This window comes from Bacillus sp. BB081, assembly GCF_008368895.1.
In the GTDB taxonomy this organism is placed as follows: domain Bacteria; phylum Bacillota; class Bacilli; order Bacillales; family Bacillaceae_G; genus Bacillus_A; species Bacillus_A wiedmannii.
Genome location: NZ_QOZX01000040.1, coordinates 1 through 26,169, shown reverse-complemented (window position 1 = coordinate 26,169; position 26,169 = coordinate 1). Strand labels below are relative to the sequence as shown.

The window sequence follows — 26,169 nt, the reverse complement described above, 5'->3', positions numbered from 1 at the left end:
GGGGGAAAGATATGGAGACTATTACACCAATAATAGAGAAAAAGAAAGAACGAAAAAAGAGAAATGAATCATCACCATGGCGCCAAGCGTATAAAAAAATTAAGAAAAATAAGATGGCACTGTGTGGCTTATACGTTTTAATATTTATGTTTTTATTTAGTTTTATCGGTCCAATCTTTTCGCCGTATGCTGATGGGAAAGTACAAGTAACACAAATTAATAAACCACCCAGCCTGTCACACTGGCTTGGAACAGACCAGTTGGGACGGGATATTTTAACTAGACTTATGCAAGCAGGGCGTATTTCATTAACAATTGGTTTAGCGTCGATGCTATTATCCGTTATACTAGGAGCTTTATTAGGAGCAATTGCTGGTTTTTATCGAGGGGTTGTAGATCATTTAATTATGCGTGTTGCGGATGTGTTAATGTCCATTCCGGGATTACCGCTACTTATTATAATGGGAGCAATTTTATCAGAATGGAAATTACCATCGGAATACCGTTTATATGTTGTAATGATTATTTTAAGTTTAGTAGGATGGCCAGGACTTGCCCGGCTTGTGAGAGGACAAATTTTAACATTGCGGGAGCAAGCCTTTATGCAAGCAGCAGATGTATTAGGATTAAAGGATTCTCGGAAAATTATTCATCATTTAATTCCTAACGTCTTTCCGTTGCTTATTGTTGTAGCAACTTTGGGTGTTGCAGGTTCAATTTTGAGTGAATCCGCACTAAGTTACTTAGGTCTCGGAGTCGTCCCACCTACACCGTCATGGGGGAATATGATTAGCGCAGCTAACTCGTTAATTGATTTCCAAAAGCGTCCGTGGTTATGGATTCCGCCTGGTTTTGCAATTTTTATAACAGTTGTATCCATTAATTTACTTGGTGATGCACTTCGTGATGCGTTAGATCCAAAGATGAGACGGTAGGTGAGAAGGTATGAGTAAAGCGGTAGTAGAGCTGAAAGACTTACAAACACACTTTCAGACAGAAGAAGGAACAGTAAAGGCTGTGAATCATGTTAGTTTTACAGTTCGAGAAGGTGAAACTGTTTGTGTTGTAGGTGAATCAGGTTGCGGGAAAAGTGTAACAGCTTTATCTATTATGGGACTTATTGCTGAATCAGGCAGTGTAGTAGGTGGGGATATTTTATATGAAGGAAAAAGTCTTTTAGGAATGAAAGAGAAAGAGCTTCGTAGTTTACGAGGAAATGATATTGCGATGATTTTTCAAGAACCGATGACATCGCTAAATCCTGTTTTCACTGTAGGGGAACAAATTGTAGAGACGTTAAGAGAGCATGAACTGCTTAGCAAAAATGAAGCATATAAAAAGGCAATTGAGTTAATTCGTAAGGTCGGCATAGCTCGTGCGGATGAAATCGTCCATTCTTATCCGCACGAACTGAGTGGTGGCATGTTACAACGTATTATGATTGCTGTTGCACTTAGTTGTAATCCTAAGTTATTAATTGCTGATGAACCGACAACGGCTCTTGATGTTACGATTCAAGCTCAAATATTGGACTTATTAAGACAAGTAAAAGAGGAATTTAAAACATCAATTTTATTAATTACACATGATTTAGGCGTTGTAGCAGAAATGGCTGATTACGTTGTCGTTATGTATGGTGGGAAAGTAATTGAAGAAGCACCAGTACTAGAGATATTCCAAAATCCGAAACACCCGTATACGAAAGGCTTGTTGAAATCAAAACCAGTGATGGGAAAACGAATAGATAAACTATATTCTATTCCAGGGCAAGTTCCTAATTTAGTTGGTTTGGATGAATTTTGCTACTTTAGCGGTCGTTGTGAGCATTGTATGGAAATATGTAAAGAAGAAGCGCCAAATCTGAATGTACATGATGAAAATCATAAAGTAGCTTGCTGGTTATATGAGGAGCGTGCGGAACAATGAGTGAACCATTATTAGAAGTAAAAAACTTAAAAACATATTTTCCGATTAAAGGCGGCATATTTAGTAGAACAGTTGGACATGTAAAAGCAGTTGATGGAGTAAGTTTTACTATTAATAAAGGGGAAGTGTTCGGTCTCGTTGGTGAATCAGGAAGCGGAAAAACGACGATAGGAAAAACAATTTTACGTCTCGTTCAAAAAACGGAGGGAGAAGTGAAGTTTAAAGGACACGATGTTCATTCTCTATCAAAAGAGGAATTGAGAAAACATCGTCCTAATATGCAGCTTGTGTTTCAAGATCCATTTAGCTCATTAAATCCGAGAATGAGAATTGGAGAAGCACTTGGCGAGCCGATGTTGGCTCACGGACTAGCGACGAAAGAAAATGTTCGTGAAAAAGTGACAGAAGTATTAGAGTTATGTGGTTTAGCCCCATATCATATTGACCGGTACCCTCATGAGTTTTCTGGTGGACAACGTCAGCGTATCGTTATCGCAAGAGCAATGGTATTAAATCCAGAATTTATTGTAGCTGACGAACCTGTGGCAGCACTAGATGTATCTATTCAAGCACAGATCATTAATTTATTTAGTGAGTTACAGGAGAAAAAGGGACTATCTTATTTGTTCATTTCACATGATTTAAGCGTAGTAGAGCACTTATGTACGAAAATTGGAATTATGTATTTAGGAACGATTGTGGAAACAGCGCCGCGTGATGAGTTATTTACGAACCCACTGCATCCGTATACAAAAGCATTGTTATCAGCTGTGCCAATACCAGATCCAACAGTGAAGCGAGAGCGGATTATACTAGAGGGTGATATTCCAAGTCCAGCAAATCCACCTTCGGGTTGTCGCTTTCATACACGTTGCCCGTTTGCAACAGATATTTGTAAACAAACGGTACCAGAATTCCGTAATGTTGGTGAAGAGCATTTTGTTGCTTGTCATCATGTATAAAAGAAAAGGACCCTTTCAAATTGAAAGAGTCCTTTTTTTATTTACTAGATGAAGTTTGTTTCAATACAAATTTCTCGATTGCGTGAGCAACCCCATGCTCATTATTTGTTAATGTTACGACATCACATAGTTTTTTTACATCTTCTTCAGCATTTCCCATTGCAACTGATAAGCCAGCTACTTGTAACATTGGCACATCATTAAAGTTGTCCCCGATTGCAATAGTATCTTCAATTGGTATATTGAAATACGCTGCCATTTCTTGTAGGCCGTTCCCTTTATGACCGTGCTTATCCATAATTTCTACATTAGTAGGAGCTGATGCGGTAACTGAAATGTCAGTGTCTTCTTGTAACATGCTTAATAGCTGTGCACGATGCGCTGCATTAAATGTCAAAATGAAGAATTTAGATATTTCTAATTCTGGATTATTTACGACATCTTCGATTTTTTGAAAATCAGTAATTAAGTTTGATTTCTTTTGTTTTTCTGTAATTCTTTCAAGTTCTTCAAGTGTAACATCTAGTGCATGCTTGTTTTCTTCGAACGCTTGCATGACTTGATCTTGCCATGTATATGGAGAATAAACTCCTTTATTCGTATATAGCTTATAAGGAAAACCTTCAGATTCTAGTAATTTTGCAAGCTTGTATACTTTATCATTTTGTAAACAACGCGAGTTAATTACTTTTCCATCCACATAAACAATTGCCCCATTGCTCGCCCCAACTGGAAGAGATAGTTTATATTCTTCCAATAATTTCAAAGCATCCTCTTTTGCACGACCAGAACAAATCATGACTATATGACCAGCCTCTTTTGCAGTTTGGATAGCTTGTAAGTTCTCTTTGGAGATTTCAAGATTAGATGATAGTAGCGTACCATCCATATCTAATGCGATTAATTTCAAAATGACCACCTCTTTGCTTTTATTATACATAGTTATATAGAGGAAACATATAAACTTATCTTGGAAAGATTGTATTTTATCTCGCGTGAACCGTCAGTAAAAATTTGATAGGCGCCATCTTATTACTTTGAATATGCACTTTAATTTGTAACAAAAATAGAGGTAGGTATGAGGGGGTTTCGTTATATGACTGTAATATTACAATAACATTACAAACGTCAACTTAGGAGAAAGTGCATTAAAACAGGTTTTTTAAGGGTGTTTACAAAAAAACGTAAAAAAAGTGTAATAAAATTTACGTAATTATATTGCAACGTAACAATAGTTATGTTACATTAATGTTACAAACGTTACGTTAATAACTTTAATGTAACGCTAACATAAAAACTATGAAATAAACATTTCTTAGAAATTACATAATAGATAACTTATTAAAAAGGAGGATACATAAAATGAAAGAGCAAGTATTACAAGTAACAAAAGGTGACTTCGTAGGATCAGCAAGTGGAGCAGTAGTATTAACGGCATTAATCGTATTTCTATCAAGCGTATTAGTATAATAGAAGCTTTGTAACAAAAAACAAATGAAGGGAGAATGAAAGATATGAAAGAGCAAGTATTACAAGTAACAAAAGGTGACTTCGTAGGATCAGCAAGTGGAGCAGTAGTATTAACGGCATTAATCGTATTTCTATCAAGCGTATTAGTATAATAAAAGTTTTGTAACAAAAGAAAATAGAAGGGAGAATGAAAGATATGAAAGAGCAAGTATTACAAGTAACAAAAGGTGACTTCGTAGGATCAGCGAGTGGGGCGGTAGTATTAACAGCATTAATCGTATTTCTATCAAGCGTATTAGTATAATAAAAGTTTTGTAATAAAAGAAAAAGAGAGGAGAATGCAAAATGAAAGAGCAAGTATTACAAGTAACAAAAGGTGACTTCGTAGGATCAGCAAGTGGAGCAGTAGTATTAACGGCATTAATCGTATTTCTATCAAGTGTATTAGTATAATAGAAGTTTTAAATCTTACAAAATGAAAGGAGAATGAGGAATATGAACAGTGAACAAGTGTTACAAGTAACAAAAACAGATTTATTAGGATCATTAGGTGGAGCGGTAGTATTAACATCATTTATTTTATTCCTTGCAAATGTATTAGTATGAGACATATAAATACAATCATTCAAAAAAAATAAAGACTCTAGCATATTAGTAAGTAGTTAATATGTTGGGGTCTTTTTTGTTTTCCTCTCATATATATCTTCAAGTATTAATATTCCCTCCGTCATGTAAAGAGAAAAAAGTCGAATTTTATATGTAAGAAAAAAAGAGGAATTTGACAGAAAAGATAGAAAATTTTAAAGGTCAGAATTTGTTAGCTTGCTAACTAATTTCTATTAATTGATGTTGGAAGCGTTTTCGGTTGGTTTTAAGTATGGACCATTTAATCTATTTACAGGGGGATGAGGATTTTATGAAACAAAAATCTATGGATACGCTAGCTGCACAAATGGAGGACTTTTTTCCGGTACGTGATGTAGATCATTTGGAATTTTACGTAGGAAATGCAAAGCAATCAAGTTATTACCTTGCGAGAGCATTCGGTTTCAAAATTGTGGCTTACTCTGGATTAGAAACTGGTAACCGTGAAAAGGTATCTTATGTTCTTGTGCAAAAAAATATGCGTTTTGTTGTGTCTGGAGCTTTAAGTAGCGATAATCGTATCGCAGAATTTGTAAAGACACATGGTGATGGTGTAAAAGATGTTGCTTTACTTGTTGACGATGTTGACAAAGCATACTCGGAAGCTGTGAAACGTGGTGCCGTCGCGATTGCTCCACCTGTGGAATTAACAGACGAGAACGGTACATTGAAAAAAGCAGTTATTGGTACGTATGGTGATACAATTCACACGCTTGTAGAGCGTAAAAATTATAAAGGAACATTTATGCCAGGATTCCAACAGGTGGAGTTTAATATTCCATTTGAAGAGTCAGGTTTAATTGCTGTAGACCACGTAGTTGGTAATGTTGAGAAAATGGAAGAATGGGTTAGCTATTATGAGAATGTTATGGGCTTTAAACAAATGATTCATTTTGATGATGACGATATTAGTACAGAGTATTCAGCATTAATGTCGAAAGTTATGACAAATGGAAGTCGTATTAAGTTCCCTATTAACGAGCCAGCGGATGGAAAGAGAAAATCGCAAATTCAAGAATATCTAGAATTCTATAATGGAGCAGGTGTACAACATCTTGCTTTATTAACAAGCGATATCGTTAAAACAGTAGAAGCGCTTCGTGAAAATGGCGTGGAGTTTTTAGATACACCTGATACTTATTATGATGAGTTAAGTGCGCGAGTTGGGAAGATTGATGAAGAAATTGATAGGTTAAAAGAATTAAAGATTTTAGTAGATCGCGATGAGGAAGGATACTTACTACAAATCTTTACGAAACCAATTGTAGATCGTCCAACTTTATTTATTGAAATTATTCAACGTAAAGGTTCTCGCGGATTTGGAGAAGGGAACTTTAAAGCATTATTTGAATCAATTGAAAGAGAACAGGAACGTCGCGGAAACTTATAAGATTTGTATCCACCAGCAAAAGTCTCTTTGCTGGTGGAAATTTCATTTTTATAGGGAGGAATCATGATGAAATTTGTTACATTTCGTCTTCCTTCGAAAGAAATGCGAGCTGGATGGCTTGAAGGTGACAAAGTAATTGATATGAATCTTGCTAGCGATGGAAAATTACCTTCTTCTATGTTCGCCTTTTTAGAGAAAGCGGATGAGTATGTAGAAGTATTGCGTAATATGGAGAATCCGGAAAAGGGTATATATTCCTTAGAGGAAGTGCAATTAGCGGCGGCAATTCCTAATCCGAGTAGTATTCGGGATTTTTACGCGTTTGAACAGCATGTAAAAACGGCCCGCGGCCGGAGAGGGCTAGAGGTTGTACCTGAATGGTACGATATCCCGGTTTTTTATTTTACGAACCATCGTGCTGTAATTGGTCCGGATGATTTTGTAATTGGTCCGAAGAAATCTAAAAAGCTTGATTATGAGTTAGAGATTGCTTGCGTAATTGGGAAAGAAGGAAGAAATATTTCTCGTGAGCAAGCAGAGGAATACATTTTTGGTTATTGTATTATGAACGACTGGAGTGCAAGGGACTTACAAGCAACAGAAATGAAGGTAGGACTTGGTCCAGCAAAAGGAAAAGATTTTGCAACTTCATTAGGAGCGCACCTTGTTACGAAAGAGGAATTGGATGTTTATCGTAACGGTGACCGTTATGAGTTAGAGATGACTGCTCATGTAAATGGAAAGCTATTATCAAAGGGGAACTTCCAAGATATTTACTATACATTTGCTGAAATGATTGAACGTGCTTCGGAAGACGTTACGTTATATCCAGGCGATGTGATTGGTTCTGGGACAGTAGGAACAGGTTGTGTTTTAGAACTGGGTACGGAAGAGTGGCTGCAAAATGGGGATGTTGTAGAACTTACGATTACTGGTTTAGGTACGTTACGTAATACGGTCAAAAAAGAAATGGAAGCAGGTGATGGGCATGTTTTATCGTCACATGGGGGAGCTACCTCATAAACGACATGTACAATTCCGTAAAAAAGATGGGTCGCTTTATCGCGAACAGGTAATGGGAACAAAAGGTTTTTCTGGTACGCAATCTATTTTGTACCATCATTATATGCCAACGGAAGTAGGTCATGCGGCATTATCTCATTCTTGTCAGTTGCAGTATGAAGAAGATGTAGCTCTTGCTCATCGTCATTTTCGCACGAAAGAAAATAAAAAAACTGGCGATGCAGTAAGCGGAAGGAATTTTATGCTTGGGAATGAGGATGTATTAATTGGAGTAGTGGCACCGACAGAAAAAATGGACTATTTCTACCGTAATGGTGATGGTGATGAAATGTTATTTGTTCATTACGGAACAGGGAAAATTGAAACGATGTTTGGAACGATTCACTATCGAAAAGGTGATTATGTAACAATCCCAATTGGAACGATTTATCGTGTTATTCCAGATGAAGGAGAGACTAAGTTTCTTGTTGTAGAGGCAAATAGTCAAATCACAACGCCGCGTCGCTATCGGAATGAATATGGACAATTGTTAGAGCATAGTCCGTTTTGTGAGAGAGATATTCGTGGTCCTGAAAAATTAGAGACGTATGATGAAAAAGGTGAGTTTGTCGTAATGACAAAGTCGCGAGGGTATATGCATAAACATATTTTAGGGCACCATCCGTTAGATGTTGTTGGTTGGGATGGCTATTTATATCCGTGGGTCTTTAATGTAGAGGACTTTGAACCAATCACAGGTCGTATTCATCAGCCACCTCCAGTACATCAAACGTTCGAAGGTCACAATTTCGTTATTTGTTCTTTCGTACCACGTTTATACGACTATCATCCAGAATCTATTCCGGCACCATATTATCATAGTAACGTGAATAGTGATGAAGTACTGTACTATGTAGAAGGAAACTTCATGAGCCGGAAAGGTGTGGAAGAAGGTTCTATTACACTTCATCCGAGCGGAATTCCTCATGGGCCGCATCCTGGGAAAACAGAGGGAAGTATAGGGAAGAAAGAAACACTTGAACTAGCTGTTATGATAGACACGTTCCGTCCGCTTCGTATTGTAAAGCAAGCACATGAAACAGAAGATGAAAAATATATGTATAGCTGGATTGAAGAAGATTCACATACTGTGAAATAGGTAAAAAGAGGCATGCTCACTTAGTGAGCATGCCTCTTTTGTGGAATCGACATGTATAATAATACCAAAAAAATTATAGAAAGATATATAGAAAGAATGATAAAGATATTGTATGTTCTGAAAGATTTCTACTTATTTCGACAAAAGTATTGACTGGGGAAAGTGCAATGAGTAAAATGAAAAAGCGAATTAAAAATTTTCAGAAAATTTAAAACTTGGAGGAGCATGCTATGAAGCAAATTTTTCAAAAGAAGCCTATTGCAAAGCTAATGCAAGAGAGTAAGCAAAAGACGTTAGCAAGAACATTGGGTGCATTGGATTTAACTATGCTTGGAATCGGGGCAATTGTTGGAACAGGTATTTTTGTTCTAACGGGCGTGGTAGCAGCAAAACATTCTGGACCAGCTATTATATTATCATTTGCAATAGCCGCGTTAGCCTGTGCCTTTGCTGCATTTTGTTATGCTGAATTCGCTTCTTCAGTTCCTGTCTCAGGCAGTGTGTATACGTACACATATGCGACGATGGGAGAGGTATTCGCATTTTTAATTGGATGGGACTTAATGCTTGAGTATTTACTCGCTACATCTGCTGTAGCAAACGGTTGGTCCGCTTATTTTCAATCTTTATTAAAGGGATTTGGGATCCATATTCCTACCATTCTCTCCTCGGCCCCTGGTACAGGAAAGGGTGGAATAATTGATTTGCCTGCGGTTCTAATTATTTTAGTGATGACAGTTCTTTTATCTAGAGGTGTTCGTGAAAGTGCACGAATAAATAACATTATGGTGTTTATTAAATTAGCGGTTGTTCTCATATTTATCTTTGCTGGTTTTAATTATGTAAAACCTGAAAATTGGACACCTTTTATGCCGTTTGGCTTAGATGGTGTAATGGCTGGAGCTGCTACAGTGTTTTTTGCATTCATAGGGTTTGATGCAGTTTCAACGGCAGCAGAAGAAGTGAAACGTCCACAACGTGATTTACCAATTGGCATTATTGCATCTTTATTAATTTGTACGGTTCTTTATATTGTTGTTTCACTTATTTTGACAGGAATTGTTCCATACGGACAGTTAAATATATCAGATCCAGTTGCTTTTGCACTTCAATTTATCGGACAAGATAGTTTAGCGGGAGTAATTTCAGTAGGAGCAATTACAGGAATCACAACAGTAATGTTAGTTATGATGTATGGGCAAGTACGTGTTTCGTATGCAATGAGTAGAGATGGATTATTGCCGAAGCGCCTTGCTAAAGTCCATCCAAAATTTAAAACACCATTTTTAAATACATGGACAACAGGAATTATTGCAGCACTTATTTCAGGATTAATAGATTTAAATGTGTTAGCGCATCTTGTAAATATGGGGACTTTATCAGCCTTTGCACTTGTAGCTGTTGCTGTTATTGTAATGAGAAGAACTCATCCGGATTTACCAAGAGCGTTTAAGGCACCGCTTGTACCATTTTTACCAGCATTAACGGTGATTTTTTGTTTATATTTAATGCTTCAGTTATCCGGAACTGCTTGGATTAGTTTTGGGGTATGGATGGTTATCGGTATTGTGGTTTACTTCTTATATAGCCGAAAACATAGTGCTTTAAATAATAGTAAAGACGAAGAAGATGCAGCAAATTTATAAGTTAAAAAATCCATTCTAATTCTGTTAGGATGGATTTTTTATTCTGAAAATTTACATTTTTCTGATTGTGTATATAATATAATTGTTGGGGAACTGAGGGGGGAATGTATGAAAAATACGTGGCGTGAGTTAAGGGAGATGGACCGAAACATATGGATTCGGTTTATTGGCGAAACGTTAAATGGAATTGCAATGATGATGTTGATGCCTTTTTTTGCCCTATATTTAAAAGATAAGGTGGATTCGTTATTGGAAGTAGGGGTTATTATGGCACTTTCTCCGATTGCCGCAAGTTTCGGTTCTCTTCTTGGTGGGAGGATTGCTGATATATATGGAAGAAAGCCAATAATGATTTTTTCAATGGTGAGTAATGCTTTGTTCATGCTAGGTTTTTTATTTATAGAAGGATTTATTCCTTATGCTATTTTATCTATTTTTTTAGGGCTCAGTAATTCATTATTCCATCCCGCTGCATCAGCAATGGTTGCGGATGTAACAGCACCTGAAAAAAGAACAGAAGCATATGGTTTATTACGAATGGGGCACAATATAGGTGCTGCAATTGGCCCGATAATGGGTGCTTCAGTAGTTATGTTGTCGAAGAACCTTGTGTTTATTATTGCCTCGTCTACGATGTTATTTTATGCATTACTTGTATTCATTCTTATTCAAGAGACAATGCCAAAGAGTGCGAATAAAGGAGAAAATAAAGAAAAGGAATCAGAGGCGGTTTGGAAAATTGTAATGAGAGATAAGGCACTAATGATTTATTTGTTAGCAGGTATCATTATTTCGATGGGATTTTCTCAAACAGAGGGCATGTTGCCGCTGCACTTTGATAATGAAATGAAAGGCATTTTTGGAACTAACAATCCATATCCATATTTAATGGCTTTAAATGGACTATTAGTTGTGTTGTTCCAATTTCAAATTTCAAAATGGGCCACAGATAAACCTGTCGGAAAGACGATGTTATATGGTGCATGTTTGTTCGGAGTTGGTTTGTTCTTTATAGGATGGTTACCGAAGTGGTTTGGAGAATTTGATGCAAATGCTACGATTATTTTAATAACGTTGCTGTTCGTTTATGCTATATATACGTTAGGTGAGATGATTATGTCGCCTGTACAGATGACGTTTGTAGCGAATTTGGCCCCTGAGCACTTGAGAGGGACTTATATGGGAGCTGCCAGTTTGCAGTGGATTACAGGAGGCGTATTCGGTCCACTTCTGGGCGGTTTTTTATTGGATCGATTACTTGGCCACTTTCTATTTACAATTTTAGCTGTAGGATGTGTAGTTGCAGGTATTGTATATGTTTCTTTAGATCGTCTCGTTGAGCAAAGGCAAAAAGGCACACTGACCAAACAATCTTCTTAATGAGTAGATGACATACACAAAAAGGGGATTTCTACATATTTTAGGTACATAACTAGATTGGATTACAATTTTATCCCGCTATTTGTGGGCAGTAAGACTTCCACCTCAAAATTCGGCGGGAGATAACTGCCCGATTGGTGCGGGCTGATAATTAGTGGGGATGGCCCCTCGTTAATTAAATTTTCCCTGTATTTTAGAATTTAATTTTGTATATTTATGAAGAAAGTTAAGTAGAAAAAGTATAGAAAACCAATAAGTGGTGTCATTTAATTATTTGTGGAAGTTGCATTTTATTTCAAATAGGAACTACCTATTTTTATAAAAAGTGCTAAAATAGAAAAATGAAAACAATTGGTTAGGGTGATTTCAGTGACAAAAATTAAATTAGGTTTATTATATGGTGGAAAATCAGCTGAGCATCAAGTTTCGCTACAAACGGCTCTTGCTGCTATTAAAGCATTAAATCAAGATAAATTCGAGATTCATCCAATTTATATTACAGAACAAGGTCAATGGGTGCGCGGTGAGCGTATTGAAGGTGAAGTAACAGATGTTGAAGTTCTAAAAATGAGCGGCGCAGAAAATGCGATTTCTCCGTTATCATTAAGCACAGAAATCATTCCATCTGCAGCTTCTGAGGAAAATGCTATCGACGTTATTTTCCCATTATTACATGGACCAAATGGTGAAGATGGAACGGTTCAAGGATTATTAGAATTAATGAACATTCCTTATGTAGGAAATGGTGTTCTAGCATCTGCTGCTGGTATGGATAAAGTTGTTATGAAAAACATCTTCGCAGAAGCTGGATTGAAACAAGCGAAGTATGCATCGTTTATTCGTAGTGCATGGGAAAAAGATTATGAAACAGCATATGAAAAAGTAGAAGAAGTTTTAGGATATCCTTGCTTCGTAAAACCAGCAAACCTTGGTTCAAGTGTTGGCATTAATAAGTGTAAAAATCGTGAAGAGCTTGAGAATGCATTTGAAGAGGCGTTCCAATTTGACCGCAAAATTATTGTAGAAGAAAATATTGTTGGACGTGAAGTAGAAGTTGGTGTATTAGGTAATGATGAACCGAAATGTTCAGTTGTAGGTGAAATTGTACCGAAAAAGGACTTCTATGATTATAAGTCGAAATATATCGATGGCGATACAGCATTAATTATTCCGGCTGAAATGACAGAAGAAGAGTCTAATGTCATTAAGCGAGATGCAATTATTGCATTCCAATCGTTAGATAGTGCTGGCTTAACAAGAGCGGATTTCTTCTTAACGAAAGATGGAGAAGTATATATTAACGAAGTGAATACGATGCCAGGGTTTACGCCGTTTAGTATGTTCCCTCTACTATGGCAACATACTGGATTACCGTATCCGGAATTAATTGAAGAGCTAATTCGTTTAGCGATTGAGCGTCACGAAGAAAAACAAAAAATTAAATATACAATCTAACAAAAAAGGAGGAAGCACTATTCGCAGGAATAGTGCTTCCTCTATGTAAGGAGTGTTCTCATGATAAATCGAACGTTAAAACAAGTAGAACAGATGGTAAATGGTACGGGATTAGCAGAGCAATATGAGGGAATTACTATACAAGGAGTGTCTATTGATACGAGAAAAATCGAAAAAGGCAACCTATATGTTCCGATTCAAGGTGAACGTTTCGATGGACATGCTTTTGTAGATAAAGCCGTTGAAAATGGAGCTGTGGCGACATTATGGATGAAAGATGTAGCAAATCCACCTGAGAATCTTCCCGTTATTTTTGTGGAAGACACGTTATCAGCATTACAAATGTTAGCGAAAAACTATCGCAATCAATTGGATGTGAAAGTTATTGGTGTGACAGGGAGTAACGGTAAAACATCTACAAAAGATATTGTAACAAGTCTTCTTGCGACTAAATTCAAAGTTCAAAAAACAGAAGGAAACTTTAATAACCATATTGGGTTACCTCTTACTATTTTAAACTTAGAAGAAAATACAGAAGTAGCTGTATTAGAGATGGGTATGTCAAGCCGAGGGGAAATTGAATTCTTATCTAAGTTGGCACGTCCAAATGCAGCTATCATTACGAACATCGGTGAGGCACATTTAATGGACTTAGGCTCTCGTGAAGCAATTGCTGAAGCGAAATTAGAAATTGTGACAGGATTACAAGAAGGTGGAGTATTCGTATATAACGGAGATGAGCCATTATTAACAAATCGTGTTCCTAAAATGAATTTAATAGCTGAAACAGTTACGTTTGGTGATGCTAGAGCAAATGATTATTATCCAACGACTGTAGCATTACAGGCGACTGGGACACATTTTAAAATGAATAGAGATGAAAATATTTCATTCTACTTACCAGTATTAGGAAAACACAATGTGTACAATACGCTTGCTTCAATGGCAATTGCAAAACATTTTGGTGTAACATGGGAAGAAATGAAACAAGGTTTAGTAACACTTCAAATGACGGGCATGCGTATGGAAATTGTAAAAACGGATAGTGGATTAACAATTATCAATGATGCTTATAATGCAAGTCCGACAGCTATGGAAGCAGCATTCCACTTAATGAACGGTTTAGATGGATTTGCTAAGAAGATCGTTGTACTCGGTGATATGTTAGAGCTTGGAAATCAAGAAGTACAGTTTCATTATGAAGTCGGTAAATTAATCGATCCAGCAAAAATTGCATATGTGTTCACATATGGTAAATTAGGGGCTCAAATTGCTGAAGGAGCGAAAATTAATTTCCCTATTGAGCGTGTAAAAGCGTATGATAATAAAGAAGAGCTAGTAAAAGAGTTACAAGCAGTAGTTGATGTGAAAGATGTTGTATTAATAAAAGCATCTCGCGGCATGAAATTGGAAGAAGTAATTACGATGTTGAAATAATTGGTGTATATAAATAGGGATGATAGATGCGAAAATAGAAGAAACTTATAATAAGCGCTTACAGTAAATATAAAAAAAATAAAAGTGAAGAAAAAAACTCTGAATATGAAAATAAGGTAACAGTTGGGTTTGCTTTTTGCACATACAAAACTTATAATTGATAAAGTGTAATAACGTTTAGAAGTATTTTCGCGAAGAATATACGCCCGTTTATATACGTGAGCATTCAGGAAAAGGGCTTTTCCGCAAATTCGGAAAACGCCTTTTTTTAAATGATAAGTATAGGATAGAAAAGGAGAAGTAACATTGACAACATTTCGAGAATTAGGATTAAGTGAGTCTTTACTACAATCTGTTGAAAGTATGGGCTTTGAAGAGGCTACGCCGATTCAAGCTGAAACAATTCCACATGCATTGCAAGGTAAGGATATTATTGGGCAAGCGCAAACAGGTACAGGGAAAACAGCAGCATTCGGATTACCACTATTAGATAAAGTGGATACAAATAAAGAAGCAGTTCAAGGTATTGTTATCGCGCCAACGCGTGAATTAGCAATTCAAGTTGGAGAAGAGCTGTACAAAATTGGTAAACATAAACGCGTTCGTATTTTACCAATCTATGGTGGTCAAGATATTAACCGCCAAATTCGTGCTCTAAAAAAACACCCACACATTATTGTTGGTACGCCGGGTCGTATTTTAGATCATATTAACCGTAAAACACTTCGCTTACAAAACGTAGAGACAGTTGTTCTTGACGAAGCGGATGAAATGTTAAACATGGGCTTCATTGAAGATATTGAAGCGATTTTAACAGATGTGCCAGATACACATCAAACATTATTATTCTCAGCGACAATGCCAGATCCAATCCGTCGTATTGCTGAGCGTTTCATGACTGAGCCTCAACACATTAAAGTAAAAGCAAAAGAAGTAACAATGCCAAACATTCAGCAGTTCTATTTAGAAGTGCAAGAAAAGAAAAAGTTTGACGTGTTAACACGCTTACTAGATATTCAATCTCCAGAGCTTGCAATCGTATTCGGTCGTACAAAGCGTCGTGTTGATGAATTATCAGAAGCATTAAACTTACGTGGTTATGCAGCAGAAGGTATTCACGGTGACTTAACACAAGCGAAGCGTATGTCTGTATTACGTAAATTTAAAGAAGGTGCTATTGAAGTTCTTGTTGCAACAGACGTTGCTGCACGTGGTCTTGATATTTCAGGCGTAACACATGTATATAACTTCGATATCCCACAAGATCCAGAATCATACGTTCACCGTATCGGTCGTACTGGCCGTGCAGGTAAAAAAGGTATTGCAATGTTATTTGTAACACCACGTGAATCAGGACAATTAAAAAATATCGAGCGCACTACAAAACGTAAAGTTGATCGTATGGAAGCACCGACACTTGACGAGGCATTAGAAGGTCAACAACGTTTAATCGCTGAAAAACTTCAAAGCACAATTGAAAATGATAATTTATCATACTACAAGCGTATTGCAGAAGAAATGTTAGAAGAGAATGATTCTGTAACAGTAGTAGCTGCTGCTTTAAAAATGATGACAAAAGAGCCAGATACAACTCCAATCGCTTTAACGTCAGAACCACCAGTTGTTTCAAGAGGTGGCGGTTCTAAAAAACGCGGCGGTAACGGAGGCGGATACCGTGATGGTAACCGTAATCGTAGTCGTGACGGACGCGGCGGTGGCGATGGTCGTAACCGTGATCGCAATCGTGATGGTGGTAGCCGTGGTGGCGATGGCCGTAACCGTGATCGTGATCGTAATCGTGATGGTGGTAGCCGTGGTCGTAAAGGTGAAGGTCAAGGTCGCCCTGGATCTTCAAATGGACGTGGCGAAAGAAAACATCATAGCCGTCCGCAAGCTTAATAAAAAAGAGAATGCCCTTTGCTGGCATTCTCTTTTTTTATTTCTGTAATTGTACATACTACATAATAACTTGTGTAGAAAAGAGGTGCTACATGCTTGTTAGACTTGGGTATGTTGCGATGAGTGTACATTTAAAGAATGCATCTCCATCTCAAACGATGACATATGCGCAGTTTCAACGAATTGGTGATCGAGAGGCTGCAATTCGTAAACTCGAAAGAATTGCTAATTCGAATTTAGAAAATTGTTTACGGTTATTAAAGCATAATAAAGGGCATGATATATCTTTCTTTCGGCTTAGTTCCAAGCTTGTTCCTTTAGCGAATCATGAGGAGCTGTTAGAGTGGAACTATATTCGTCCCTTAAAAGAAAATTTAAAAGTACTAGGTGATTACGCTATTCGAATGAACATGCGTATTGATTTTCATCCAGATCATTTCGTTGTGCTGAATTCACCTGAGAAGAATATTTTTAAACAATCTGTAAAGACATTGCAGATGCATAAAAAATTATTAAAAGGTATGGGGATTGAACATAAGCAACGATGCGTATTACATGTGGGTGGAGGTTATAAAGATAAGGAACTCGCATTAGAACGCTTTATAGAAAATTGGTCAAGTGTTCCAAGGAGTATCCAAGAGATGGTCATATTAGAAAATGATGATACGACCTTTTCTTTAGAAGAAACATTGTATTTAGGTGAAAAATTAGATATTCCAGTCGTGTTTGATTTGCATCACCATATGATGAATAATGATCGAGAAGATTGGCATGAAGATTGGGCGCGTGTTGTACATACGTGGGAATCGTCTTTGTTACCAGTGAAAATGCACATTTCTAGTCCTAGAGAGGGAAAAGACCCGAGAGCGCATGCGGACTTTATTGATGTAGATACTTTTTTATCTTTTTTAAAAAAGATAAAGGGAAGTGTTTCGCAAATTGATTGTATGATTGAGGCGAAGAAGAAGGATGAGTCATTATTTCAACTAATGAGAGATTTAAGTAAACAAACAGATGTAGAAATTGTCGATGGTGCGAGCTTTTATATTAAATAAGCTCTGCACCATCGAATTTTTTTGTTAATAAGGGAGTGCAAATACCACCAATGATCAATCCTGTTAAATGGCTTATAGGGTTAGCGGAGGGATTGAAGAAAGTGAATAGTAGTAATATACATATCATGATTGAAAAAATAGCAATGTCTCTTGGATTGGAAGAACGATACCGACTATACAATAGAAATAATTGTGCACCTAGCAATCCGAAAATACCACCAGATGCCCCGGCATGAATATATTCAAGAGGCATAATGAGATAAGAAGAAATATTTCCAAGAATGCCAGAAAGGAAAAAAATAATGATGAAAGAAAAGTGTCCGAGTTGTTTTTCGATAGAAGAGCCAAGCACAAATAAACAAATACTATTAGAAAGGAAATGTTGTAAGTCTACATGTACAAGTAAGGAAGTTATGAGACGCCACCATTCTCCTTTAGCGATATATTCATTGTAGGATGCCATGGGAAAGAGAAGAAAGTCGCCTAACATAATCATGACTAATTGTATGAGAAGTAAAGCGATGACGATTGGTTGTAAGGAAATGCGGGCAGAAGGTATTAGCATGTTGTGAGTATCACTCCTTTTGCATCAGAAAGATTCTCTGTTATTCTTACAATATGAAAAAAGAAAGCTAAATAGAAGAAGGGGGTTTTGAAATGATTGTAGGGATTGGAATCGATATTATTGAATTGAATCGAATTGAAAAAATGCTAGATGGAAAACTTAAATTTATGGAGCGTATTTTAACTGAAAGTGAACGTAATGTTGCTAAGGAGCTGAAGGGAAGTCGCCTTACAGAGTTTGTAGCTGGAAGATTTGCAGCGAAAGAGGCGTATTCAAAAGCGGTAGGAACCGGTATTGGAAAAGAAGTAAGTTTTTTAGATATTGAAGTAAGGAATGATGATAGAGGTAAGCCGATTCTCGTTATAAGTACAGAGCATATTGTTCATTTATCAATTAGTCATAGTAAGGAATTTGCTGTTGCTCAAGTTGTTTTAGAAAGCTCGTCACGCTAGTCTGCATATTTTATATCTTTGTCTCATATATTTGATGTAGCGATAAGGAAGGTACATCTTCCATTCATTTATAGGGGCAAAGGGGCTGAAGTGATGAAAAGGCGTCTGTTTTTAGTTCTTGTCGGTTTATTAACCGTTTTTGTGTTGGCGGGTTGTATGGAAAAGAAACAAGATGATGTTGTGAGAGATTTAGAGGCGAAAGTAAAAGGGATGAAAAGTTATCAAGCTGAAGCAAAATTATCTATTAAAACAGGGAATGAGCCTCAGGAGTACAAGGTAGAAATATGGCATAAGGAACCTTCTTTTTATCGTGTGAATTTGCAGAATGCGAAAAAAGATCAAAGCCAAATTATTTTAAGAAATGAAGAAGGGGTATTTGTATTAACGCCAGCACTTAATAAGAGTTTCCGTTTCCAAAGTGATTGGCCGCAAAATAGTAGCCAGGCTTATTTATATGAATCCCTTGTGAGAGATATTTTGCAGGATAAGAAAAACCTTACTTTTGAAAAAACAGATAAGTATTATATTTTTAAAACAAAAACAAACTATCAACATCAAAACATGTTGCCGAAACAAGAGATTACATTGAAGAAAAGTGATTTAACACCAGTTTCGGTGAAGTTAATGGATAATGATCAAAATGTTCTTGTGAAAGTAGATTTCTCAAAAGTGAAATTTGATGCGAAATTTGATAAAGGTGCATTTGATACGAAACAAAATATGTCTAGAGCGCAAGTAGATGTTCAAACAACAGCGAAAGAAGACAAACCATTTGCTATTTTGTATCCGCGCGATACGCCGCAAGGTATGGTTTTGAAAGATGAAAAAGAGTTGAAGACGGACAGTGGCAAGCGTGCGATACTCACATACACTGGAAGTAAGAAATCCTTTACTTTGATACAAGAAAAGGCAAAAGTTGCAGAGGCTTCGTCGGCGATAAGTGTGAGCGGAGAATTGGTTGATCTTGGCTTTACAATTGGTGCATTGACGAAAGATTCTTTAACGTGGTCGCATAACGGAGTAGAATATATGCTCGTGTCTAAAGGTTTAGAGCCGAAGGAGCTATTAATGGTTGCTCGTTCAGTTACAGAGAAGCAAGTGAAGTAAACTTCTTAGGCGTGGTGATATATGTGCACCACGTCTTTTCTTAGTTTGAAGGGTGGATTTCATAAAAGAAGCATATAAAAGAATAAGCTTCGCATATCGTGTATAAGGAAGTGTATTTATGGAAGAAGCACCATTTTACCGTGATACTTGGGTGGAAGTGGATTTAGATGCGATCTATAACAATATTACACACATTAAAGATTTCATTCCAAGTGATGTAGAGATTTTTGCTGTAGTCAAAGCGAATGCATATGGACACGATTATGTACCGGTAGCTAAAACGGCATTAGAAGCAGGGGCGACAAGGTTAGCGGTTGCCTTTTTAGATGAAGCTTTAGTGCTTCGAAGGGCTGGTATTACTGTGCCGATTTTAGTGTTAGGTCCTTCCCCGCCTCGTGATGTCAATGTAGCTGCTGAAAATGATGTAGCGTTAACTGTTTTTCAAAAAGAATGGGTGGATGAAGCGATCAAACTTTGGGATGGTTCATCTACAATGAAATACCATATTAATTTCGATAGTGGTATGGGGAGAATTGGAATACGCGAACGAAAAGAATTAAAAGGATTTTTAAAGAGTTTAGAAGGTGCACCATTTTTAGAATTAGAAGGAGTTTATACACATTTTGCAACAGCGGATGAGGTGGAGACTTCTTACTTTGATAAGCAATATAACACATTTTTGCAGCAGTTAAGTTGGTTGAAAGAGTTCGGAGTGAATCCTAAGTTTGTCCATACAGCTAATAGTGCTGCAACGCTACGTTTTCAAGGGATTACATTTAATGCAGTACGAATTGGCATTGCGATGTATGGATTATCCCCGTCTGTAGAAATACGCCCTTTTTTACCGTTTAAATTAGAACCAGCGCTATCATTGCATACGAAAGTTGCTCATATTAAACAGGTGATTAAAGGGGATGGGATTAGTTATAATGTCACTTACCGAACAAAAACGGAAGAATGGATTGCAACTGTTGCGATTGGATATGCAGATGGCTGGCTTAGAAGATTACAAGGGTTCGAAGTGCTTATAAATGGTAAAAGGGTACCGATTGTAGGTCGAGTGACAATGGATCAATTCATGATACATCTTCCTTGTGAAGTGCCGCTTGGTACGAAAGTTACACTCATTGGAAAACAAGGTGATGAGTATATTAGTGCTACTGAGGTTGCTGAATATTCTGGGACTATTAATTATGAAATTATTGCAACGATAAGCTTCCGTGTGCCGAGAATATTCATACGGCACGGCAAGGTTGTAGAAGTAATCAATTATTTGAACAATATATAGAAGGTAGTATGATTTGCTTCTTGTCATTTGAGAGGACTGTTCATTGGTTAAGAATAAGCTCATTTTTGATGAGAAGCTTTTTACTTATCATTACTTTTAACATAATTTAAAGTGAATTTTGCTGGGAAACTCTTTCGTTTCTTGTCTGTAATAAGATAAAAATAAAAGAATATGAATGTTTTGTTTGTGAATTGGAAAACATAAGCAAGGAATAAGGAAGTCTTTGCAACAGGCTCCATACAATGGTATTATTACAATAGGTGTCATATATATATTTGGGTGTGTAGTTGACGGTGGAGGTGTATTTTTGTGTCCGAATCAAGTGTAACTACTGAAATCGTGGTTCGGTTGCCAAAGCAAATGGTAACGGAATTGGACGGAATTGGAAAACAAGAGAATAAGAATCGCCATGAACTAATTTGCCAGGCAACACAACTGTTATTGCGTCAACATAAGACGAAGAAACGCTACCAACATGAATCAATGCGACGTGGGTACATTGAAATGGGAAAAATTAATCTTGGTATTGCATCGGAAGCTTTCTTAGCAGAGTATGAAGCAGCTCATACAGTAGAACGCTTAGTTAGCGGGGGGTAATATTTTGATTGTAAAACGCGGCGACGTGTATTTTGCAGACCTTTCCCCAGTTGTTGGTTCTGAGCAAGGAGGCGTTCGTCCGGTTCTTGTCATTCAAAATGACATCGGAAATCGTTTTAGTCCAACGGTGATTGTAGCGGCTATTACTGCACAGATTCAAAAAGCTAAATTACCCACTCATGTGGAAATTGATGCGAAAAAGTACGGTTTTGAGAGAGATTCTGTTATTTTACTTGAGCAGATTCGAACAATCGATAAGCAGCGCTTAACGGACAAAATCACTCACTTAGATGAAGTGATGATGATTCGTGTAGATGAAGCGCTACAAATTAGTTTAGGACTAATAGATTTTTAAATCGGCAGTTTAAGTTGCTCTCTTTACAGGGCAACTTTTTTTTATTATAGAGGAGGTTACGGTTGTATATGGAAATGGTAGATAATCGACAAGCGTTAATGAAAATGTTAGTGAAGGAATTAGGCTTTACCGAAAAGCAAGTTCGTCATGTTATTCAATTAACAGAAGAAGGTAACACAGTTCCATTTATTGCTCGTTACCGAAAAGAATGGACAGGTTCTTTAGATGAAGTGCAAATTCGTACAATTTTAGAGAGATGGCAATATATGATGCAGCTTGAAGATAGGAAAGAAGAGGTTCTTCGTCTTATTGATGAGAAGGGGAAACTGACAGGAGAGTTACGTCAGCAAATTGTTAAAGCTGTAAAGTTGCAAGAAGTAGAAGATTTATATCGTCCATATAAAGAGAAAAGAAGAACGAAAGCAACGATTGCAAAAGAAAAAGGACTAGAGCCGTTAGCTGAATGGTTATTGTTATATAAGAAAGAAGATCCAAATCAGAAGGCAGTGGAGTTTATTAACGCAGAGAAAGAAGTGCAATCTGCAGAAGAAGCATTACAAGGTGCCCAAGACATTATTGCAGAAATCGTTTCAGATGAAGCGACTTATCGTAGTTGGATTCGGAATGTTACTTTTAGAAAAGGTGTTATGTCTTCGTCCGTAAAAGATGAAAAGAAAGATGAAAAGAATATATACGAAATGTATTACAGTTATGAAGAACCGTTGCAGAAAGTAGTACCGCATCGTGTATTAGCGATGAATCGCGGTGAGAAAGAAGATATATTGAGAGTTTCTGTTGTTCCACCAGTAGATGAGATAGTAACTTTCTTATATAAGAGAGTAATTCGTGATAACGATTCTAAAAGTGCACATTATGTAAAGTTAGCAATTGAGGATGGTTATAAACGATTAATTCAATCCTCCATTGAAAGAGAGATCCGAAAAGAATTAACAGAAACAGCTGAGGAACAAGCGATACATATTTTCTCTGAGAACTTACGTAATTTGTTATTACAACCTCCAATGAAAGGAAAGGTTGTGTTAGCTTTAGATCCTGCATATAGAACGGGGTGTAAATTAGCTGTTGTAGATGATACGGGGAAGGTTCTATATATTGATGTTATTTATCCGCATCCACCTGTTCGTAAATATGAAGATGCAAAAACGAAAGTTCTTTCTATTATAGATAAATATCAAGTTGAAATGATTGCGATTGGGAATGGTACAGCTTCTAGAGAATCGGAAGAATTTATAGTTGATGTATTACAAAATGTGAAACAAGAAGTCTTCTATATTATTGTGAACGAAGCTGGTGCGAGTGTGTATTCGGCCTCCGATTTAGCTCGTGAGGAATTTCCGAATTTACAGGTTGAAGAAAGAAGTGCTGTTTCTATTGGGAGACGTCTGCAAGATCCACTTGCTGAACTTGTGAAGATTGATCCTAAATCAGTTGGGGTTGGACAATACCAACATGATGTATCTCAAAAGAGGTTGAATGAATCATTAACATTTGTAGTAGAGACGGCAGTTAACCAAGTCGGTGTGAATGTAAATACAGCTTCAGTTGCGTTATTGCAATATGTTTCGGGTTTATCGAAAACTGTTGCGAAAAATATTGTGGCAAAGCGTGAAGAAGAAGGGAAATTTACAAAACGAACAGACTTAAAGAAAATACCGCGTCTAGGTGCGAAGACATATGAACAATGCATAGGTTTCTTACGTATATTAGAAGGGGCAAATCCGTTAGATCGAACGGGTATTCATCCAGAACAATATAAAAATGTTGAATTGTTATTGAAGAGTCTAGGGTTATCAAAAGATGACGTAGGGCAATTGCAATTACAAAAGAGCTTAGAAGAAGTGGAGATTTCTAAGTTATCGCAAGAAACGGGAGTTGGGGAGCCAACATTAGTTGATATTATAGATGCGCTCATTAGTCCAGAGCGAGACATGAGGGATGAGTTGCCTAAACCGCTTCTGAAAAAAGGGATTTTGAAATTAGAAGATTTAAAACGTGGTATGGAACTGGAAGGAACAGTTCGTAACGTTGTTGATTTTGGTGCTTTTGTTGATGTAGGTGTAAAACAAGATGGTTTAGTACATATTTCTAAACTAAGCAAACAGTATGTGAAGCATCCGTTAGATATTGTATCTGTCGGACAAATCGTCAAGGTATGGGTAGATGATATTGATACGAAAAAAGGTCGCGTTGCACTATCCATGTTGCCGATTGAATAGTAAGAGAAGAGAGCAGATGAAACTGCTCTTTTTTTTATGGGATAAAACGTGTAATGGATTATGAGCTTTGATGTATTTTGCTATAATAAAACCAGCATTCATTTAGTAATTTAATTTGATACCGGTTTTTTTCAAAATATGCGCGTTGCATTTGTTTTTTTAGCCACGTAGGCATAGGAATCCCTCCTTGTTTAATCCTACTCTCAAAAATCTAAGGTACTATTGATGAGAGGTTGGTGAGTGGATTTCTATTCATGCTATATTTTTAGAAACCACGCTTCTTGAATGAGGATGGGTATATGTACTATTTAATATATGTATAAGGGAGGAGAAAAGTGTAAAAATATTTTTTAGTTTAGGAGGAATGAGAGTGGATGAGCAAGAAATACAGCGTCTGGTGGAAGAAGTATCACTACAATACTTCGGAATGCCATTTTTACATAGAGCTATGTTCAATAGTAGGTTGCGTACAACTGGTGGACGTTATCTATTGAAGAGTCACAACATTGAACTGAATTATCGATATTACGAAATGTATGGGAAAGAAGAGTTAGTCGGAATCATTAAACATGAGCTTTGTCATTATCACTTACATATTACAGGAAGGGGCTATAAGCACCGTGATAGAGATTTTCGTGAATTGTTGAAAGAAGTTGATGCGCCACGCTTCTGTAAACGAATAATTAATGAAGAGAAGGAAAAAAAGGTTTATACGTATGAATGTATGGGCTGTTTGCTTCAATATGTAAGAAGACGTCAAATAAATACAAAAAGATATGTCTGCGGAAAGTGTAAAGGGAAACTGAACCTGATAAAGAAAACATCTTGACAGTGAAAACGCAATCCAGTATATTATAAACATGTCACGTTTGTACAAGATGTTGAGAAAAAACATCTTGACTTACGATAAGAAATTTTATAAGATACAAATTGTCTTTATTATTCCGCAGTAGCTCAGTGGTAGAGCTATCGGCTGTTAACCGATCGGTCGTAGGTTCGAGTCCTACCTGCGGAGCCATACAGAGAAGTACCCAAGTGGCTCAAGGGGCTCCCCTGCTAAGGGAGTAGATCGCTAACGCGGTGCGAGGGTTCGAATCCCTTCTTCTCTGCCATACATACTGGCCCGTTGGTCAAGTGGTTAAGACACCGCCCTTTCACGGCGGTAACACGGGTTCGAATCCCGTACGGGTCACCACTTCGGAGGATTAGCTCAGCTGGGAGAGCACCTGCCTTACAAGCAGGGGGTCGGCGGTTCGATCCCGTCATCCTCCACCATATAAATTATATAAATAGTATTATCGCGGGGTGGAGCAGTACGGTAGCTCGTCGGGCTCATAACCCGAAGGTCGCAGGTTCAAATCCTGTCCCCGCAACCAAACGGTCCCGTGGTGTAGTGGTTAACATGCCTGCCTGTCACGCAGGAGATCGCCGGTTCGACCCCGGTCGGGACCGCCAATTTAACTTCTGCTATTTGGCAGTTGTTTTTTATTGGACATTATGTTACAATAACATTTGTCTTTGAAAAGAAGATAAATATTTCGATGGGCTATAGCCAAGCGGTAAGGCAACGGACTTTGACTCCGTCATGCGCTGGTTCGAATCCAGCTAGCCCAGCCATTTACGAGCCATTAGCTCAGTTGGTAGAGCATCTGACTTTTAATCAGAGGGTCGAAGGTTCGAATCCTTCATGGCTCACTTTTGTTTTTTCCGCGCGGTCGTGGCGGAACGGCAGACGCGCTAGGTTGAGGGCCTAGTGGGGGAAACCCCGTGGAGGTTCAAGTCCTCTCGGCCGCATCAAAAAATCTTTTTAAAAAGTACTTGCATTTGAAAATGTAGTATGATAAGATAATTGAGTCGCCAAAATACAACGACGAAAAAACATCATGAATAAGCGCCCGTAGCTCAATTGGATAGAGCGTTTGACTACGGATCAAGAGGTTAGGGGTTCGACTCCTCTCGGGCGCGCCATAACGGGAAGTGGCTCAGCTTGGTAGAGCACCTGGTTTGGGACCAGGGGGTCGCAGGTTCAAATCCTGTCTTCCCGACCACGCGGGTGTAGTTTAGTGGTAAAACAAGAGCCTTCCAAGCTCTGGTCGAGAGTTCGATTCTCTTCACCCGCTTTTAGTTCTTTGAAAACTGAAC

Annotated in this window: 27 protein-coding genes and 12 tRNA genes; 36 read left to right on the top strand and 3 right to left on the bottom strand. The window is 37.5% G+C overall.

Annotation, left to right across the window (positions count from 1 at the left end):
- Positions 1 to 11: 11 nt before the first annotated feature.
- Genes opp4C through DN394_RS17715 form a run of 3 tightly spaced genes read left to right on the top strand, consistent with a single transcriptional unit; the run spans position 12 to position 2,888 of the window.
- Positions 12 to 935: an oligopeptide ABC transporter permease gene (gene opp4C, locus DN394_RS17725; protein WP_000447957.1), complete on the top strand. Its 924-nt coding sequence runs from the start codon at positions 12 to 14 to the stop codon at positions 933 to 935.
- A 10-nt stretch (positions 936 to 945) separates the two neighbouring features.
- Positions 946 to 1,926 (top strand): ABC transporter ATP-binding protein, encoded by a 981-nt coding sequence (locus DN394_RS17720; protein ID WP_000030796.1) that lies wholly within the window; start codon positions 946 to 948, stop codon positions 1,924 to 1,926.
- Positions 1,923 to 2,888, top strand: a complete 966-nt coding sequence (locus DN394_RS17715; RefSeq protein WP_001294507.1) for an ABC transporter ATP-binding protein — start codon at positions 1,923 to 1,925, stop codon at positions 2,886 to 2,888. The genes DN394_RS17720 and DN394_RS17715 overlap by 4 nt, the downstream gene beginning before the upstream one ends.
- A gap of 37 nt (positions 2,889 to 2,925) precedes the next feature.
- Here DN394_RS17715 and DN394_RS17710 read toward each other — a convergent pair whose 3' ends face one another.
- Positions 2,926 to 3,798 carry a Cof-type HAD-IIB family hydrolase gene (locus DN394_RS17710; RefSeq protein WP_000766409.1) on the bottom strand — a complete coding sequence of 291 codons (873 nt, stop codon included), beginning with the start codon at positions 3,796 to 3,798 and terminating at the stop codon, positions 2,926 to 2,928.
- A gap of 452 nt (positions 3,799 to 4,250) precedes the next feature.
- Here DN394_RS17710 and DN394_RS17705 point away from each other — a divergent pair, with 452 nt between their 5' ends.
- From DN394_RS17705 to uvsE, 14 genes are all read left to right on the top strand, one after another.
- Positions 4,251 to 4,358, top strand: a complete 108-nt coding sequence (locus DN394_RS17705) for a DUF3948 family protein (protein ID WP_000664237.1) — start codon at positions 4,251 to 4,253, stop codon at positions 4,356 to 4,358.
- 35 nt (positions 4,359 to 4,393) lie between these two features.
- The gene (locus tag DN394_RS17700; protein ID WP_000654250.1) at positions 4,394 to 4,510 is read left to right on the top strand and encodes a DUF3948 family protein; all 117 of its coding nucleotides are present in this window, start codon (positions 4,394 to 4,396) and stop codon (positions 4,508 to 4,510) included.
- A 35-nt stretch (positions 4,511 to 4,545) separates the two neighbouring features.
- A complete protein-coding gene (locus tag DN394_RS17695) occupies positions 4,546 to 4,662 on the top strand; it encodes a DUF3948 family protein (protein ID WP_000654250.1) in 117 nt (38 codons plus the stop codon).
- 41 nt (positions 4,663 to 4,703) lie between these two features.
- Entirely contained in the window at positions 4,704 to 4,811 is a 108-nt protein-coding gene (locus tag DN394_RS17690) for a DUF3948 family protein (RefSeq protein ID WP_000664237.1), read from the top strand.
- 42 nt (positions 4,812 to 4,853) lie between these two features.
- Positions 4,854 to 4,964 carry a DUF3948 family protein gene (locus tag DN394_RS17685; protein ID WP_001083700.1) on the top strand — a complete coding sequence of 37 codons (111 nt, stop codon included), beginning with the start codon at positions 4,854 to 4,856 and terminating at the stop codon, positions 4,962 to 4,964.
- A 310-nt stretch (positions 4,965 to 5,274) separates the two neighbouring features.
- Entirely contained in the window at positions 5,275 to 6,393 is a 1,119-nt protein-coding gene (hppD, locus tag DN394_RS17680) for a 4-hydroxyphenylpyruvate dioxygenase (protein WP_000810916.1), read from the top strand.
- A 66-nt stretch (positions 6,394 to 6,459) separates the two neighbouring features.
- Positions 6,460 to 7,416, top strand: a complete 957-nt coding sequence (locus tag DN394_RS17675; RefSeq protein ID WP_097918253.1) for a fumarylacetoacetate hydrolase family protein — start codon at positions 6,460 to 6,462, stop codon at positions 7,414 to 7,416.
- Positions 7,382 to 8,554, top strand: a complete 1,173-nt coding sequence (locus tag DN394_RS17670) for a homogentisate 1,2-dioxygenase (protein ID WP_098705593.1) — start codon at positions 7,382 to 7,384, stop codon at positions 8,552 to 8,554. The genes DN394_RS17675 and DN394_RS17670 overlap by 35 nt, the downstream gene beginning before the upstream one ends.
- A 230-nt stretch (positions 8,555 to 8,784) precedes the next feature.
- Complete coding sequence (locus DN394_RS17665) at positions 8,785 to 10,200, top strand: branched-chain amino acid transporter BcaP (RefSeq protein ID WP_097918251.1); 1,416 nt, start codon at positions 8,785 to 8,787, stop codon at positions 10,198 to 10,200.
- 108 nt (positions 10,201 to 10,308) lie between these two features.
- Positions 10,309 to 11,580 (top strand): MDR family MFS transporter, encoded by a 1,272-nt coding sequence (locus tag DN394_RS17660; protein WP_098110195.1) that lies wholly within the window; start codon positions 10,309 to 10,311, stop codon positions 11,578 to 11,580.
- 369 nt (positions 11,581 to 11,949) lie between these two features.
- On the top strand, positions 11,950 to 13,035 hold the full coding sequence (locus tag DN394_RS17655) for a D-alanine--D-alanine ligase (protein ID WP_000161439.1): 1,086 nt from the start codon (positions 11,950 to 11,952) through the stop codon (positions 13,033 to 13,035).
- A gap of 60 nt (positions 13,036 to 13,095) precedes the next feature.
- Complete coding sequence (murF, locus tag DN394_RS17650; protein WP_097993855.1) at positions 13,096 to 14,472, top strand: UDP-N-acetylmuramoyl-tripeptide--D-alanyl-D-alanine ligase; 1,377 nt, start codon at positions 13,096 to 13,098, stop codon at positions 14,470 to 14,472.
- Between the two features lie 306 nt (positions 14,473 to 14,778).
- Positions 14,779 to 16,371, top strand: a complete 1,593-nt coding sequence (gene cshA / locus DN394_RS17645) for a degradosome RNA helicase CshA (protein ID WP_000206595.1) — start codon at positions 14,779 to 14,781, stop codon at positions 16,369 to 16,371.
- A gap of 92 nt (positions 16,372 to 16,463) precedes the next feature.
- Positions 16,464 to 17,426 carry a UV DNA damage repair endonuclease UvsE gene (gene uvsE / locus DN394_RS17640; RefSeq protein WP_046956659.1) on the top strand — a complete coding sequence of 321 codons (963 nt, stop codon included), beginning with the start codon at positions 16,464 to 16,466 and terminating at the stop codon, positions 17,424 to 17,426.
- Here uvsE and DN394_RS17635 read toward each other — a convergent pair.
- Complete coding sequence (locus DN394_RS17635; RefSeq protein WP_000906923.1) at positions 17,419 to 17,991, bottom strand: rhomboid family intramembrane serine protease; 573 nt, start codon at positions 17,989 to 17,991, stop codon at positions 17,419 to 17,421. The two genes, uvsE and DN394_RS17635, sit on opposite strands and share 8 nt — an antisense overlap.
- 92 nt (positions 17,992 to 18,083) lie before the next feature.
- On the opposite strand from DN394_RS17635, the gene acpS reads away from it, so the two are divergent.
- The 6 genes from acpS to DN394_RS17605 all read left to right on the top strand — a co-directional run bounded on the left by acpS (position 18,084) and on the right by DN394_RS17605 (position 24,027).
- Positions 18,084 to 18,443, top strand: coding sequence for a holo-ACP synthase (acpS, locus tag DN394_RS17630; RefSeq protein WP_097918248.1), 360 nt, complete (start codon positions 18,084 to 18,086; stop codon positions 18,441 to 18,443).
- 156 nt (positions 18,444 to 18,599) lie between these two features.
- Complete coding sequence (locus DN394_RS17625) at positions 18,600 to 19,550, top strand: LolA family protein (protein WP_002096914.1); 951 nt, start codon at positions 18,600 to 18,602, stop codon at positions 19,548 to 19,550.
- A 118-nt stretch (positions 19,551 to 19,668) separates the two neighbouring features.
- Entirely contained in the window at positions 19,669 to 20,838 is a 1,170-nt protein-coding gene (alr, locus tag DN394_RS17620) for an alanine racemase (protein ID WP_048562622.1), read from the top strand.
- A gap of 309 nt (positions 20,839 to 21,147) precedes the next feature.
- Positions 21,148 to 21,435: an antitoxin EndoAI gene (locus tag DN394_RS17615; RefSeq protein WP_000004570.1), complete on the top strand. Its 288-nt coding sequence runs from the start codon at positions 21,148 to 21,150 to the stop codon at positions 21,433 to 21,435.
- 4 nt (positions 21,436 to 21,439) lie between these two features.
- A complete protein-coding gene (gene ndoA, locus DN394_RS17610) occupies positions 21,440 to 21,790 on the top strand; it encodes a type II toxin-antitoxin system endoribonuclease NdoA (protein WP_000635963.1) in 351 nt (116 codons plus the stop codon).
- A gap of 68 nt (positions 21,791 to 21,858) precedes the next feature.
- Positions 21,859 to 24,027: a Tex family protein gene (locus DN394_RS17605; RefSeq protein ID WP_141474917.1), complete on the top strand. Its 2,169-nt coding sequence runs from the start codon at positions 21,859 to 21,861 to the stop codon at positions 24,025 to 24,027.
- 58 nt (positions 24,028 to 24,085) lie between these two features.
- Here DN394_RS17605 and cmpA read toward each other — a convergent pair whose 3' ends face one another.
- Entirely contained in the window at positions 24,086 to 24,202 is a 117-nt protein-coding gene (cmpA, locus tag DN394_RS17600) for a cortex morphogenetic protein CmpA (RefSeq protein WP_001143642.1), read from the bottom strand.
- 195 nt (positions 24,203 to 24,397) lie between these two features.
- Here cmpA and DN394_RS17595 point away from each other — a divergent pair, with 195 nt between their 5' ends.
- From DN394_RS17595 to DN394_RS17535, 13 genes are all read left to right on the top strand, one after another.
- Positions 24,398 to 24,856, top strand: a complete 459-nt coding sequence (locus DN394_RS17595; protein ID WP_097918246.1) for a SprT family protein — start codon at positions 24,398 to 24,400, stop codon at positions 24,854 to 24,856.
- Between the two features lie 114 nt (positions 24,857 to 24,970).
- Positions 24,971 to 25,045, top strand: a tRNA-Asn gene (locus DN394_RS17590).
- A gap of 3 nt (positions 25,046 to 25,048) precedes the next feature.
- Positions 25,049 to 25,139: transfer RNA gene (locus DN394_RS17585), tRNA-Ser, on the top strand.
- Positions 25,140 to 25,147: 8 nt separating this feature from the next.
- Positions 25,148 to 25,222: transfer RNA gene (locus DN394_RS17580), tRNA-Glu, on the top strand.
- A 4-nt stretch (positions 25,223 to 25,226) separates the two neighbouring features.
- Positions 25,227 to 25,302 (top strand) — tRNA-Val (locus DN394_RS17575).
- A 24-nt stretch (positions 25,303 to 25,326) separates the two neighbouring features.
- Positions 25,327 to 25,403: transfer RNA gene (locus tag DN394_RS17570), tRNA-Met, on the top strand.
- A gap of 3 nt (positions 25,404 to 25,406) precedes the next feature.
- A tRNA-Asp gene (locus DN394_RS17565) sits at positions 25,407 to 25,482 on the top strand.
- 87 nt (positions 25,483 to 25,569) lie between these two features.
- A tRNA-Gln gene (locus tag DN394_RS17560) sits at positions 25,570 to 25,644 on the top strand.
- A 5-nt stretch (positions 25,645 to 25,649) separates the two neighbouring features.
- A tRNA-Lys gene (locus DN394_RS17555) sits at positions 25,650 to 25,722 on the top strand.
- Positions 25,723 to 25,738: 16 nt separating this feature from the next.
- Positions 25,739 to 25,821: transfer RNA gene (locus DN394_RS17550), tRNA-Leu, on the top strand.
- 97 nt (positions 25,822 to 25,918) lie between these two features.
- Positions 25,919 to 25,995: transfer RNA gene (locus tag DN394_RS17545), tRNA-Arg, on the top strand.
- 3 nt (positions 25,996 to 25,998) lie between these two features.
- A tRNA-Pro gene (locus DN394_RS17540) sits at positions 25,999 to 26,075 on the top strand.
- A gap of 1 nt (position 26,076) precedes the next feature.
- Positions 26,077 to 26,147, top strand: a tRNA-Gly gene (locus tag DN394_RS17535).
- Positions 26,148 to 26,169 lie beyond the last annotated feature (22 nt).